Origin of the sequence: Geitlerinema sp. PCC 9228 (assembly GCF_001870905.1) — a bacterium.
Lineage (GTDB): Bacteria > Cyanobacteriota > Cyanobacteriia > Cyanobacteriales > PCC-9228 > PCC-9228.
This window is the reverse complement of sequence record NZ_LNDC01000147.1, coordinates 1-14131: the sequence shown is the minus strand read 5'-3', so window position 1 is coordinate 14131 and position 14131 is coordinate 1. Positions and strand designations below refer to the sequence as shown.

General features: G+C 49.8%; 12 protein-coding genes. 11 read left to right on the top strand and 1 reads right to left on the bottom strand.

Annotation, left to right across the window (positions count from 1 at the left end; genetic code table 11):
- Positions 1 to 202 precede the first annotated feature (202 nt).
- The 4 genes from AS151_RS16370 to AS151_RS16350 all read left to right on the top strand — a co-directional run bounded on the left by AS151_RS16370 (position 203) and on the right by AS151_RS16350 (position 3119).
- Positions 203 to 661 (top strand): SRPBCC family protein, encoded by a 459-nt coding sequence (locus tag AS151_RS16370; RefSeq protein WP_071518142.1) that lies wholly within the window; start codon positions 203 to 205, stop codon positions 659 to 661.
- Between the two features lie 313 nt (positions 662 to 974).
- Positions 975 to 1271 (top strand): hypothetical protein, encoded by a 297-nt coding sequence (locus AS151_RS16360; protein WP_071518139.1) that lies wholly within the window; start codon positions 975 to 977, stop codon positions 1269 to 1271.
- Between the two features lie 183 nt (positions 1272 to 1454).
- Complete coding sequence (gene holA, locus AS151_RS16355) at positions 1455 to 2486, top strand: DNA polymerase III subunit delta (protein ID WP_071518138.1); 1032 nt, start codon at positions 1455 to 1457, stop codon at positions 2484 to 2486.
- Between the two features lie 120 nt (positions 2487 to 2606).
- Positions 2607 to 3119 carry a DUF4168 domain-containing protein gene (locus AS151_RS16350; RefSeq protein ID WP_071518137.1) on the top strand — a complete coding sequence of 171 codons (513 nt, stop codon included), beginning with the start codon at positions 2607 to 2609 and terminating at the stop codon, positions 3117 to 3119.
- A gap of 78 nt (positions 3120 to 3197) precedes the next feature.
- Here the strand turns inward: AS151_RS16350 and AS151_RS16345 are convergent, their stop codons facing one another.
- Positions 3198 to 4484, bottom strand: a complete 1287-nt coding sequence (locus AS151_RS16345; protein WP_139240704.1) for a tetratricopeptide repeat protein — start codon at positions 4482 to 4484, stop codon at positions 3198 to 3200.
- Between the two features lie 120 nt (positions 4485 to 4604).
- Here AS151_RS16345 and AS151_RS16340 point away from each other — a divergent pair, with 120 nt between their 5' ends.
- The 7 genes from AS151_RS16340 (at position 4605) to AS151_RS16310 (ending at position 13624) form a co-directional block, all read left to right on the top strand.
- Positions 4605 to 5834 carry an esterase-like activity of phytase family protein gene (locus AS151_RS16340; RefSeq protein ID WP_071518141.1) on the top strand — a complete coding sequence of 410 codons (1230 nt, stop codon included), beginning with the start codon at positions 4605 to 4607 and terminating at the stop codon, positions 5832 to 5834.
- Between the two features lie 171 nt (positions 5835 to 6005).
- Positions 6006 to 6596, top strand: a complete 591-nt coding sequence (locus tag AS151_RS16335; RefSeq protein WP_071518135.1) for a chromophore lyase CpcT/CpeT — start codon at positions 6006 to 6008, stop codon at positions 6594 to 6596.
- 140 nt (positions 6597 to 6736) lie between these two features.
- Positions 6737 to 7909 carry an NAD-dependent epimerase/dehydratase family protein gene (locus tag AS151_RS16330; protein WP_071518134.1) on the top strand — a complete coding sequence of 391 codons (1173 nt, stop codon included), beginning with the start codon at positions 6737 to 6739 and terminating at the stop codon, positions 7907 to 7909.
- A 114-nt stretch (positions 7910 to 8023) separates the two neighbouring features.
- Positions 8024 to 9157, top strand: coding sequence for a glycosyltransferase family 1 protein (locus tag AS151_RS16325; protein WP_071518133.1), 1134 nt, complete (start codon positions 8024 to 8026; stop codon positions 9155 to 9157).
- A 309-nt stretch (positions 9158 to 9466) separates the two neighbouring features.
- On the top strand, positions 9467 to 12034 hold the full coding sequence (locus tag AS151_RS16320) for an adenylate/guanylate cyclase domain-containing protein (RefSeq protein WP_071518132.1): 2568 nt from the start codon (positions 9467 to 9469) through the stop codon (positions 12032 to 12034).
- A gap of 59 nt (positions 12035 to 12093) precedes the next feature.
- Positions 12094 to 12315: a hypothetical protein gene (locus AS151_RS16315; protein ID WP_071518131.1), complete on the top strand. Its 222-nt coding sequence runs from the start codon at positions 12094 to 12096 to the stop codon at positions 12313 to 12315.
- A gap of 118 nt (positions 12316 to 12433) precedes the next feature.
- Positions 12434 to 13624, top strand: a complete 1191-nt coding sequence (locus AS151_RS16310; RefSeq protein WP_071518130.1) for an AI-2E family transporter — start codon at positions 12434 to 12436, stop codon at positions 13622 to 13624.
- Positions 13625 to 14131 lie beyond the last annotated feature (507 nt).

Genomic DNA, 14131 nt, shown 5'->3' with positions numbered 1-14131 from the left:
AAAAATGCTCGTCGAGGGCAATGTCGCCGGGGATGGACTAACTCATAGCGAATCCATCTAGGCACACCCGATGAAGCGAGAATCCCACGAATTCTATTCGTGAGAGTGTCAACTTGACGAGGAAACCTTAGACGTTGAAATCGATAGCGATCGCGAACAATAATCGGGTCGTATCCCAATGACACTTGCTTTTTTCTGGCCCATGTTTACATTTCGTTACTCTTCTGCGATCCAAGCCACCGTAGAAACCGTTTGGCATTTCCACGAACGACCCGATGCTGTGCAGCTTCTCATCCCACCCTGGCAGCCGGTGAAAGTACTTTCTCGCAGTGGCGGCTTGCAAGTAGGTGCCAAAACCGAATTTTTAATTTCCATAGGACCTGTGCCGGTGAAATGGGTGGCCGTCCACACCGAATGCGATCCCTACCGCATGTTTACAGACGTACAGCAAGAAGGCTTGGTGGAAAGTTGGACCCATCGCCACTATTTTGTCGAAGACAACGGACAAACGCAACTGACCGATGAAATTGAGTGCCAGCTGCCTGGGGGATGGTTGGCAGAAGCGATGCTCCAATGGTGGGTGCGCGATCGCTTGCGGGATATGTTTCGCTACCGACATCAAATAACCCGCGAATCCTGCGAAGCCGATGCCGATCGATAAAATTTTATAAAAAAAAGCGATCGCAGCCATAGCCAGGTGCCACAATAAAAACAAGTCAAGAAATACCTGGGCACCTGGCAAAAGATATCAAAAAAATATGTTTTGCCCTGCAAACAAAAACTAAAATCGCACTTTCCAATTTCGCCAAAAAGCCCAACGATTTTGGGGAATTTCTACAGGAAAAATCGATAGAGCTATTTGCTCCCCATCCCGTTAGCAAACATTTGGCAAGTGTTTTCATTGGTTTGCAGCTACGCCCAGCCACGCAATCGCGTCAAAGGATGCCATTCAGAAGCAATTGGAGGGATCTCCCATGGCTGCTCGCAAACCCATGCCCGTTTTTTCGGATGTACCCGCTTGTCAACCAACGCCGAAAGCAGGTTTTTGGCAACACGCTATCCAACCGATTTTTATAGGAATTGCCCAACTCTGGTGCCAACTTTTTGCTCGCAATACCGAACCCAAGGTTTGGGAAACCCACGATCGAGATGGCCATCCGATTTGGCACGTTTACGACCCCATCACCGGTTATGCCGCGACCGTGCATTCCGAACAGGAAGTGATGGCTTGGATTGAAGAGCGCTATTACTATCACCGCGGGTTGATTTAAAGAGATAGCAAAGCGATCGCGAAGGAATTTTGTGGTAGAATAGAGAGTTAGATTTTGCCAAATTCGCCCCGACGATGGCTGCCCAAGTTCCCAGCCGCGGAATCTCGAAAAAAGCCATCAAATTAAAAAGAATTTAGAACGTTTTTCTACCCAACCACCGGTCGCTCTCAAAAAAATACTGGCATGCCGATTTATTTTTACTGGGGAAGCGATCGCTTAGCCATGGAACAAGCCATCCAAAAGCTACGCGATCGCTTTCTCGATCCCAACTGGGCCAGTTTCAACTACGAACAAATTTCCCCAGAACGGGAAGAAGCGGTTCTCGAAGGATTAAACCAAGCCTTAACCCCACCCTTTGGCGCTTCCCATCGCCTTGTGTGGGTGGTGGATACCGACATTTGCCAGCAGTGTTCTGCGGAATTGCTGGCGGAGTTGGAGCGGACATTGCCCGCCATTCCCGAGAGTACCATATTAATTTTTAGTAGCGAAAAAAAACCCGACGCTCGCCTAAAATCAACAAAACTGCTAAAAAAATACGCCCAAGTCGAAGAATTTTCGCCAATTCCACCTTGGAAAACCGACCAATTGGTCAAACGGGTTCGGGAAGTGGCGGTGCAAATGGAAGTGAAGCTTACAGAAAATGCCGAAAACTTGCTAGCAGAAGCAGTAGGCAACGATACTCGATCGCTGTATCGGGAGTTGGAAAAATTGCAGCTATACGGGATGGATATCACCAGACCCCTGGAACCGAAAGATATTTTTCCCTTAATTCGCTTCAACACCCAAAATAGCCTGCAACTGGCTGCTGCCATTCGCCAGGGCAACACTTCTCAAGCACTGGCTTTGCTGAATGCCTTGGTGGAAAGGAACGAACCCGCTTTAAAAATCGTCGCTACTCTGGTGGGTCAGTTTCGCACTTGGCTGTGGGTAAAAATGGCGGCAGCGCAGCATCGCGGCGATCTCAATGCGATCGCGAAAGCGGCAGAAGTACGCAATCCCAAGCGGATTTACTTTCTGCAGAAAGAAGTGCACTCCATCCATCTTTCCCAGTTCCAGGAAACCCTTTTCTTGCTGCTAGATTTAGAATATTCTTTAAAAAGTGGCAGTCCGGAACTTCCCACCTTACAAAGTTATATTATCAGCCTATGCGAGCTCTATCGCACAGCGGCGTCTTCCCCTAAGCCTTCCCAATTTTTCTACCAGGGGGGAAAATAACCGTTGGTTCGACCGTACCATTGGAACTTTCTATCCCAACTATCGATCGATAGAACTGAGCGTAACGTTGCGATCGCAAGTTGCGTCTTTTTGTTTGCATATTTTGCTGCAATTTTCCCCATGATGCCTACTATTTTTTCATCCCAAACTCGATCTCCAAAATCTATTTGGTTGCGTGCTGTTTTTGCCCTCGTAGGTACCAGTTTGGCGATTGGTATTGAATGGCAACCGCAAAGACCGCAGCTTTTTTCTTGGCAAGGAATTTCATCGGTGGTTTCCGCACAAGAAGCCTCGGAAATTGCCGGGGTTTCCGAAGAAGAAATTCTGGAATATGCCCGGGTCGCCTACGACATTGAAAAAATGCGCCAGCAAGTATACGAAAGTATTGAAGAAATGACCGATGGCAACGTACCGGAGTTGGCTTGTAACGACGAAGAAAGCTTAGAAAGTGTCGATCGGGAAATCCGACAAGTTTTTTCAGATTGGTGCCAACAGTCGGAAAAAATTATTGAAGAGAGTAGTTTGAGTATTTCTCGTTTCAACGAAATTCACGAATTGCGAGAAGACAACGGCCAACTCAAAGAGCGCATTCAAGAAGAAGTGCAGAAACTCCGAGACGAAGAAGGGGATTAAGCGAAGGGCAATTTGCTTGGTTGGAGATAGCCAATCCCCTCTTGCCCAAGCGATGCCAGAGGGGGGATCTACATCCATCTAGAGCTCTTGGCGAACTTGTTCGATTTGGCGGATAAAATAGCCTTCGCGATCGCCGAGGCGTCTGGCTTGTTCGAGACCTTGTTGGAACGCTTGCAGGGCATCGTTGTAGGCTTGGCGTTCCACATACAGCTGCGCGATCGCATCGTAGCCTTGCATCAACCCGTAGGCATTGCGAGAACGGCGGTGTACTTCTAACAAAGTCCGATACACCTGTAGCGCTTGGGTGGGTTGTTCTTGACGGCGATACAAAGCAGCAAGTTCTTGCAACGCATCCGCCGCGATCGAGTAATATTGGGACATCCATGCCGTACGAAACGCTTGCTGCAAGGTTTGGACCGCTGTATTAATTTCTCCCAAGCTTTCCCAATCGCGTGCCATTTCCAGTTGTAATTGGGGGATTTGGGGCGAACTAGGCGTTTGGCGGTACTGTTGGATGAGGTCTTGGCGACGCTGAATGGCTAAATCCAGCTGTTGGGACTGGTGGTAAGCATATACCAATTTTTCTAAGGTTTGGGTTTGGGTGATGGGGGAACCGTTAGCTGCTGTGGGATTGAAAGAGGGGACAGAGGGAGGATTTTGTAGCAAAGCCAGCAATTCTTCATAAACAACCGCCGCTTGGGAATATTCCAGGTAGTCCAAATGTAGCTGCCCCAACCTGTGGAGGGTTCTGGCTTGGGTGGTGGTCTGGTTTTCTGCTGTCGCTACGTCGAGAATTTGCCGGTATAGGTCGATGGCATGGCGCGATCGCACTTGCTGGTAGGCGGCAGCCAATTGCGAAGCCAACTGAAAATTGTCGGCGGCGGTAATGGAAGCTTGGGTTTCTAGTCGTTCCAAACGTTCGGTAATCCAGCGTACCTCTTGAAAGCGATCGCGACGCCAGGCTAGATCGCCTACCCGCGCCAGGGCTTGTATTTCCTCCGAAACTCCTAAAAACCGGCGCAGTTTGAGTTCGCGAAACCACAGGCGAAATGCTTCATTCGTATTGCCAGCTTGGCGTTGGCTTTGTGCGCGCGCGTTCAATCGGTCCAACTCCTGGCGCAACGTGCGTTTTTCCAGGGGACTTAACGAACGTTCCACCGGCAGCGAAGGCAGTAGGGGGTCGGACACTTCTTCCACCAGCAAAGGGTTGGAAGGGGTGACCCCATTGCTTGTATGGTTGGATGGAAACTCATTGCGATCGCTGTTGTTTTGGGCCCAGGTACCTTGTCCGTTGGCAGAGCCGGGAACCTCGGCAGCCAAGACCCAGATAGCAACAGCAGAAAATATGGCTTTCCAAAAAAGCATAAAAGGCATAGCGTACAAATAGAGAAAGCAAGCAGCACATGCGATCGAACCCAAGCAATTGCCTGGGGCGTCCGCACCACGACAATAGACAATGAAGAGAGAACAACGATGGCGTACAAAATGACTGAGCAGCGATGGATTTCGTTTCCGGTAGGGCGATGGTTGCTTTTGTTTTTTTCGTTGCTGCTGGCAGGAACCCTAACCGCCTGTAGTTTGCCGCAAGTGACCGCGCAAGAACGAATTTTCCCCCAGCTGTCGCTGACATTTTTGGACGAGTACCAATTACCGCCAAAGACCTTTGAAGATACCGTGGTTGGTGGTTTATCAGCGATCGCTTACCGCCAAAACCAACCCCCCGCAGATACTTCAGAGCCAGTGTACCACTTTTACGCCCTCAGCGATGACTCTGGTGCCTTTGCCACGCCTCGATTTTACGAGTTGGGAATTTCCTTTCAAACCAACGAAATCGGTCAGGTGGAAATCGGTCAAGTTTCTGTGGAGGGGGTGACCCAGCTACGGGATGAAGAAGGGGAGCTTTTGCCTGGCAACAGCCTCGACCCGGAAGGCATGGCGATTTCTCCTAGAGATACCCTGTATATTTCCAGCGAAGGCTTGTTACGGCAGGACATCGGACCGGCGATTGAGGAATACGAACCACAAACCGGTCGAAAAGTGGGCAGCGTACCGATTCCCGAACGCTATTTTGCCACCAAATCAGAAGACCAGAAAGCCAACCAAGAAAGCTCTATTTCCCGTGGTGTCCGGGAAAATCGGGGGTTTGAGTCCCTCACCATTGACCGTTCTGGGGCTGCTTCTAGTCGCGAACCCTGGCGGTTGTTTGCTGCCACGGAAACTTCCCTAGCCCAGGATAAAGCCACAGCTGAAGCGGAACACGGGGAAAGGGCGCGCCTTTTGCACTATTTGGTGGTAGACAACCAGCCGCAGTTAATTGCGGAACATGCCTACGAGTTGGATACGCCGGCTTTGTCGGTGTTTACCGGCTTGTCGGAGTTGCTGACGTTGGGCAATGGCAATTTCCTGGCGTTGGAGCGGTCTTTGGGGTTGTTTGGCTATCGGGTTAAGATTTATCAGATGGAAACTGTGACGGCAACTGATACTTCCTTTGTGCCGACTTTGAAGGGAACGTTGGATGAGATTCGCCCCATTCGCAAGCGGTTGGTGTTGGATTTGAAGAAAATTGGCATTCCTGTGGATAATTTGGAAGGAATGACCTTGGGACCGCGCTTGCCCGATGGCAGCCGTAGTTTGCTTTTAATTAGCGATAATAACTTTGAACCCGAGCAAAATACGCAAATTTTGTTGTTTCGATTGCAAATGGATTCAAAATGAGCGATCGCCGCGCACCGAAAATAGCGTAGATTGGTTAATAGGCCTGTAAGGAACCGGCGGGAAGATCTGTGCCCACCCCAAAGCCCCCTGCAGATGGACCCAAGCGCATCTACAGGGATTTTCTGCACCTTGCAGGTCTGACGCTCAAAGGTCAATTCCAGGAGGTGCTGCATGACTCATGCCACAGATATTGCGACGCTAGCGCGCTGGATGGCGGCTGATTTTAGCAATCAGGAACAGGCTTGGGAAAATCCACCTTTCTTCGCTCACGTGCGCGTTTGTATGCGTCCTTTGCCCTGGGAACTGCTCGATGGGGTGAGTTTGTTTGTAGAACAAGCCTACGACTACATGCTCCATCGTCCCTATCGTTCTCGGGTGGTGAAATTAATTGAGAACAACAACCGGATCGAGATTGAAAATTATGTTCTGAACGACCCGGAAAAATATTTAGGCGGTTCCCGGGAACCGGAACGATTGTCATCTTTGCAAGCCGAGGAACTGCAGTTGCTAGACGGGTGTAACATGTTGGTTTCTTGGACGGGAAATTCTTTTGAGGGGAATGTGGAACCTGGGAAGAAATGTGCGATCGTTCGTAAAGGTAAAACCACTTATCTCGATAGTTCTTTTGAAATTGACGAGCGCAAGTTTATTAGCCACGACCGCGGTTTCGATATGGATACCGACGAACAGGTGTGGGGGTCAGTAGCCGGACCTTTTCACTTCCTTCGCTGGCAAAGTTTTGCCCATGAGGTTCCGATTTAAAAAAAGTTTTTTATCCGCACAAATGTTCGGAAATTGTGTTGATGAAACGACAACTGTTGTGGTAAATAAAGAAAGCATCTGAGCGATCGCAAAATACTCAGAAGTAGGCAAAAAATACAAAGATTCCAAGAAGGGTTCTTATGAAAAAAATCGTCGTTTTGGGAGGAGATGGGTTTTGCGGCTGGCCCACAGCCTTGCACCTATCTCAAAAAGGACACGATGTTGTCATTATCGACAACTTATCCCGTCGCAATATCGATAACGAACTAGAAGCTTACTCTTTAACCCCCATTCGCCCTATGTCGGCTCGCCTGCAAGCTTGGCGGGAACGAACCGGGCGCAATATTGCGTTTCACAACTTCGACGTTGCCAAGGAATACGACAAGCTGCTGCAGTTTTTCTGTAACTACCAGCCAGATGCGGTGGTCCATTTTGCGGAACAGCGGGCAGCCCCCTATTCCATGAAATCGTCCCGGCAAAAACGCTATACGGTGGACAACAATCTCAATGCCACCAACAATGTTTTGTGCGCCATTGTGGAATCGGAGTTAGACATTCACTTGGTGCATTTGGGGACCATGGGGGTCTACGGCTACGGTACGGCTGGTATGAAAATTCCAGAAGGCTATCTCAACGTGCAGGTGATTACCGAAGAAGGTCGTGCCATTGAAAAAGAAATCCTGCATCCCGCCGATCCGGGCAGCGTCTACCACATGACCAAAACCCAGGACCAGCTATTTTTTTACTACTACAATAAAAACGACGGCATCCGGATTACAGACCTGCACCAGGGCATTGTGTGGGGCACCCAAACCGAGGATACCCGCCAAGACGAACGGCTGATCAACCGCTTTGACTACGACGGTGACTACGGTACGGTGTTGAATCGCTTTCTCATGCAGGCGGCGGTGGGTTATCCCCTCACCGTTCACGGGACCGGCGGGCAAACCCGGGCTTTCATCCATATTCAAGATACGGTGCGCTGTATCGAGCTAGCCATTGAAAATCCGCCCGATCGTAGCGATCGCGTCCAAATTCTCAACCAAATGACCGAAACCCACCGGATTCGGGACCTGGCGGCAAAAATTGCCCAACTCACGGGGGCCCAAATTGAATACCAAACCAACCCCCGCAAAGAAGCCGCCGAAAACGAACTGCACGTGGAAAACGCCTGTTTCCTAGAAATGGGGCTGCAACCGACCACCCTCAGCGAAGGTTTGATGTGCGAAGTCACCGAAATTGCGGAAAAATACGTAGACCGCTGCGACAAAAGCAAAATCCCCTGTACCTCCACGTGGTATAAGAAAAAATAACCCATTGGCAACGGTGACGAACAACGATGGAAATTCTGGCCAGGGATAGAATTTCTCCCATCGCGCCGCTGTCCAATCAACTAACATTTGACTACCGTTTACCGCCGAGCGACCATGCGAATCGCCCTATTCACAGAAACTTTCTTGCCAAAAGTAGATGGGATTGTTACCCGCCTTTGCCAAACCGTAGACCACTTACAAAGAGCGGGCGATCGGGTTTTGGTGATTGCTCCCAACGGCGGCATTACCGAATACAAAGGTGCGCGCGTTTGGGGGGTTGACGGCTTTGGCTTGCCTCTGTATCCAGAATTAAAACTGGCTTTTCCCGGGCCTACGGTGGCAGAGGTTTTGCGCGATTTTCAACCCGACCTAATTCACGTAGCCAATCCGGCTTTTTTGGGGATTGGTGGCATTTATTTTGCCAAAACCATGAAAATTCCCCTGGTGGCGTCTTACCACACTCACTTGCCCCAATACTTGCAACACTACGGTTTGGGCATGTTGGAAGGTGTCCTGTGGGAACTGCTCAAAAACGCCCACAATCAAGCCCAGCTCAACCTGTGTACGTCCAATGCCATGATTGAGGAGTTGGCCGACCACGGCATCGAACGGTTGGATTTGTGGCAGCGGGGTGTGGACACGGATTTGTTTCAACCCCAACACGCCAGCCGTCAAATGCGAGAGCGACTTAGCCAGGGGCATCCCGACAGTCCTTTGCTGCTGTATGTCGGGCGGCTGTCGGCGGAAAAAGAAATCGAACAAATTGCGCCGGTTTTGGAGGCGATTCCCGAAGCACGTTTGGCTTTGGTGGGCGATGGTCCCCAACGACAGGCTCTGGAAGCACGCTTTCAAGGGACACCTACCCATTTTGTTGGCTACCTACAAGGAGTGGAACTGGCATCGGCGTTTGCTTCGGCAGATGCTTTTATTTTCCCTTCCCGCACGGAAACATTGGGATTGGTTTTGTTGGAAGCTATGGCGGCAGGTTGTCCGGTGGTTGCTGCTGGCACGGGCGGGATTACCGATATCGTCGAAGACGGCGTGAATGGCTACTTGTTCGACCCTGGCAACGAAGGCGGTGCGATCGAGGCCACCCAACGCTTGCTCGCCAACCAGCAAGAACGGGAGCTTATACGGCAAAATGCCCGCCAAGAAGCGGAAAAATGGGGTTGGGAAGCGGCTACCCAGCAATTACGCCGCTACTATCAAGCTGTCGTAGAAGCCCACAGTTTGGTAGCCGCCGCTTGATCGAAAACCGGGTGCGGGGAATTGGCAGAAAACCTGGCTGCTTACCAATGAATTTGTGAAGATTTATAAAGATTCGGGTTGGTGGCTGTCAGGTTTTCCATTATTTCTTCTTCTTGGAGGGGTTTTGGCTGCCAACCTGGAAGTAGAGAGGGCTACCATTGATGGGCTGGGAAACAGCTAGAGGCGGTTCGGCATGGCAGTTCTAGGCAAAATAAGATACTCTAAAGGCAGTTTCCCAAGTTTTGGGAAGGCAAGCAAGGACGTTTTGCTGGGTAGGTTGAGCATCCAATTGACTCGCCAGGGCATACCATGAATTTTTCTCCTACTGGTAGCATTTTAGCTACGCTAACCCACGGCAACCGCATGGGGGCTCTTGCCAGCCGCCTGCAGGGGTCCACGGTTTCGGAATTTATTTGTTTGCTGGATTTTATTACGGCGGAGTTTCAACAGTCTCTCCTCGCGATCGAACTGATTGATAACGAAGCGCTGGAAAATCTCCTGGAAGAGCTTTTGGATGCTTTTACCCGCAAGATTAGCCAAATTTTGGATGCGGAACGGGCAATCATTTTCTTGATTGATGAGGAACAGGGGCAGCTGTGGTCTTCCACCCATAACAGCGACAGTCAATATCAAGAGCTACGTTTGCCCTTGGATACGGGAATTGTAGGGCATGTGGCGAGTACGGGGGAATTTCTCAATCTCGCCCGTCCCCAGGAGCATCCCTTATTTAATCCGCAGGTGGATGAGTTTTTTGGTTGTGCGGCACAGACGCTCCTTTGCGCTCCTATTTACAGCAGTAAGGATACCCAGCAACGGGTGGCGGTGGTGGAGTTGTTGAACAAGGCGAAAAATTTTCCTTTTAATGAAGAAGACGAACAGACGCTAGCAACTTTTGCCGATTCCATTGGTGTTATTTTGGAAAGCTGCCAGTCTTTTTATCGGGCGGCGCGCAATCAGCGGGGGTTGAATGCGCTTTTGGAAGCGACGACGACCTTGGGAAAAAGTCTGGATTTGGAATCAACCCTGCGGGCGGTGATGGAAAGGGCGCAGGAACTGATGCAAGCCGATCGCAGTACGATCTTTTTGCTCAGTCGCGAAACCAACGAGCTGTGGACGAAGGTGGCGGCGGCGGATGGGCAGACGATGATGGAAATTCGCATTCCGGCGACGAAGGGCATTGCTGGCTATGTGGCTTCTACGGGGGAAACGGTGAATATTCCCCATGCGTACCAAGACCCGCGCTTTGACCCGACGACGGACCAACGGACGGGGTACCATACGCGCAATATTCTCTGTATGGCGCTGTACGATAGTGGGGGGGAACTGATGGGGGTTACGCAGTTGATTAACAAGCATAAGGGTAGTTTCACGAATTCAGATGAGGCGTTTTTGAAGGCGTTTAATGCCCAAGCGGGGATTGCGCTGGAAAATGCTCAATTGTTTGAAAAGGTGATGGTGGAGAAGCAGTATCAGAAGGATATTTTGGAGAGTTTGTCTGATGCTGTGATTTCTACGGATATGCAGGGGCGGATTGTGACGATTAATGAGGCGGCTTTGGCGTTGCTGGGGTGCCCTATGGATACGCAAGAAAGCGATCGCGTGGTCCGACTTTGGAAAAATCGTTTGGTGGGTCGCTTGGTTTGGGAAGTGGTGCCGGTGGAGAATTTACAATATCGCCTCTCGGATAGTTTGACCACAGGGGCGAAACACTACGTTCCGGAACAGACGCTGATGGTGGGCATATACGACGGTGGTGCCGATACGGGCAGCCATTATGCAAGTAAAGACCAAGATTGTATTCTGGCAGTTAGCGATCGCCAAAATTCCGATTTGTATATTCCCTGGGGCGACAGAACCCAAGCTGTGGTACGCATTCACCGACGCTACATCCACGCCATCGAACGCAGTATCAATCTCACGGTCAATCCCCTCACCAATCCCGAAGGCAGCGTCCGCGGCGGGTTGGTGGTTTTGGAAGATATCAGTCAGGAAAAACGCATGAAAACCACCATGCATCGCTATATGACCCCGGAGGTAGCAGAACGGGTGATGGCGCTGGGGGAAGATGCGTTGATGGTGGGAGAACGCAAGGATGTTACGATTTTATTTTCTGATATTCGTGGCTACACTACTTTAACGGAAAATTTGGGCGCTTCGGAGGTGGTAACGCTGCTCAACCAGTATTTTGAAACTATGGTTGAGTCAGTTTTTAATTACGAGGGGACGTTGGATAAGTTTATTGGCGATGCTTTGATGGCGGTTTTTGGGGCCCCTTTGCCTTTGACGGAAGACCATGCTTGGATGGCGGTGCAGTCGGCGTTGGATATGCGCGAACGCCTGGCGGAATTCAACCAACGACGCATTATCGATCGCCAGCCGACCATTCGTTTTGGCATTGGCATTAGTTCTGGGGAAGTGGTTTCGGGCAATATTGGTTCGAAAAAACGGATGGATTATACGGTGATTGGGGATGGGGTGAATCTCAGTTCTCGTTTGGAAAATGCCACTAAGGAGTACGGATGCGATATTATCATTAGCGAGTCCACCTATCAGCTATGCGGCGATCGCCTTTGGGTACGCGAACTCGATCGCATTCGGGTGAAGGGAAAAAACCAAGCAGTAGATATTTACGAACTCATTGGCGATGCTTCCCAACCCCTGGACGACAAAACCCAGGAGTTTCTTCACCTGCACCAATGCGGTCGCCAAGCCTATCTCAAACGGGATTTTTCTAGGGCTTTGTCTTATTTTGAGGCGGCGGCTGGCCTGCAGCCTCGCGATCGCACCGTACAACTGTACCGCGATCGCTGTGCCATTTATCTGCGACATCCCCCGCCGGATTCCTGGGATGGCACCTATACCATGCTGAGCAAATAGCTGTTTTGGAACTCATTTTCCCAATACAACCAACGATTTTCCATCTCCCAAAAATACTTATGAAAGATATTTCTGGATTCCTACTCAAAGTCATTATCGGTTCCACGCTGATTTCCTTTGCCATCAAACGCTTCGGTCCCTCTTTGCCCCTTGAGGCGAATTCCCTCAATGCCATTACCATCGTTATGCTACCCAGTATCTTACTGGCTCTGGCTTTGGCATGGCAAAGTAGCGATCGCAAAGTCGATCGAGTTGATTCCCGCAAAGATTCCCGCTGGTAAATCCTACGGATAGCTTTTTCCCAAATCCAGCAAGGCTTTTTTGTTTCCGGAAAATTCGCAATTCTCCAAAACTTAAAATAGCTTCTGCTGCCCGCCCCTACCAAAAGGAGTTTGGCACGTGACCTTTAGCGAATGGATTGGTTTTATCGCTCTAATTCTGTCGCTTTACGTACTTTGGCAAGTACGGCAATTTTTGCTGCTTACCTTTGCGGCAGTGACCCTGGCAACCATCCTTAATTTGCTAGTGCGGCGACTCCAAAGGTGGAACATTCCTCGTTCCCTAGCAGTGGTGCTATCGCTGCTGATATTTTTCACCGTATTTATTGGTTTTTTCTGGCTGCTGGTGCCTCCCTTTGCTTCCCAGTTGCAAGAACTAGCCAAACTGCTTCTGGGAGATGAAACCCGACCCTCCCAACTAGAACAGCAGCTCAAAGAATGGATTCGGCAACTCAGCGACATTCTTTCCCAAGAACAAATCAATAACTATATCAACATCGAGCAACTGTCCGAACAGTTACCCAATTATTTGGAGCGGTTGGCACAACAATTGCAACCGCTGTTTGAAAATCTCTGGGAACGGGGAATTAGTTTCCTTTCCGGAACCTTTGGGGTAGTGTTCAGCTTGCTATTGGTCTTTGTACTCACGATTATGTTCCTGGCACAGCCGCTGGCGTATCGACGGGGATTCATTCGCCTGTTTCCTTCCTTTTATCGCCGGCGGGTCGATGAAATTTTAGATTTATGTGAGGAAGCTCTCACTGGTTGGCTGCTGGGAATTTTGGTGAATATGACCGTAATTGCGGTTTTTAGCTGGTTGGGTTTATCCATTTTGCGGGTAGACTTGGCTTTGGCCCATGGTATTTTGGCGGGATTACTTACTTTTATTCCTAATATTGGTCCCACGTTAAGTGTAATTCCCCCCTTCGCGATCGCGCTTTTGGATTCTCCCCTGAAAGCCATTGGCGTGTTTATTCTCTACGTCATCATCCAGCAAATGGAGGGGAATTTTCTCACACCTTACGTGATGGCACAGCAAGTTTCCCTGTTGCCGGCAGTAACGCTGCTCGCTCAGGTTTTCTTTGCCACCTTCTTTGGATTTTTGGGATTGTTGCTGGCTCTGCCTTTGGCGGTGGTTGCCCAAGTTTGGCTGCAAGAATGTCTGATTAAGGATATTTTAGACCGCTGGCAGGGAAAACAACACCACCTGTCGGAAGTGAGCGATATTGAAACCATTACCCTCCCCACAGGAGATACGTCGGCTTTGACGCCGGGAGAAGAGCAGGAGTCTTCGGCTAGGGAGGAAAAATAGGGAGCGTACCGAGCTTGGGAACTAATTTTCTAGTTTCTAAGGGGAAATGATGGAAACCATAACGGCGGGAAGAACATCTCGTTAAATTTGATGGCTGCAGCTGTCCGTAAAATCCGCAATCAAAACCCCCATATATTCGGCGATTTACGCTGCAAATTGTAATTTTTATTGTGTCGGAGCGCGTCTAGTTTAAAATTGTGGGTAGCGTAATGGCTATATTGTTTCCAAAATAAAAACTTTAGCGATACTTTAGCGATGGTGCCAAAGGCACCGGCTTTACCCATCAAATTAGAATAGACGCGCCCGTAGGGTGGGCATTGCCCACCCTACGGTTATGTGGTTTGATCGATCGGATATTACCGGCTCATGACTTCCCAACCAAATTGTGCGTTGGTGGAGAAATTTGCTATAACCGGCAATAATAGGGTCTTTAAACAGTGCTGGATTCATTAACAATCTCTAATATTCTCTACTTTTTGCTTTAATGCTTTATATGCTCCCCCCCCG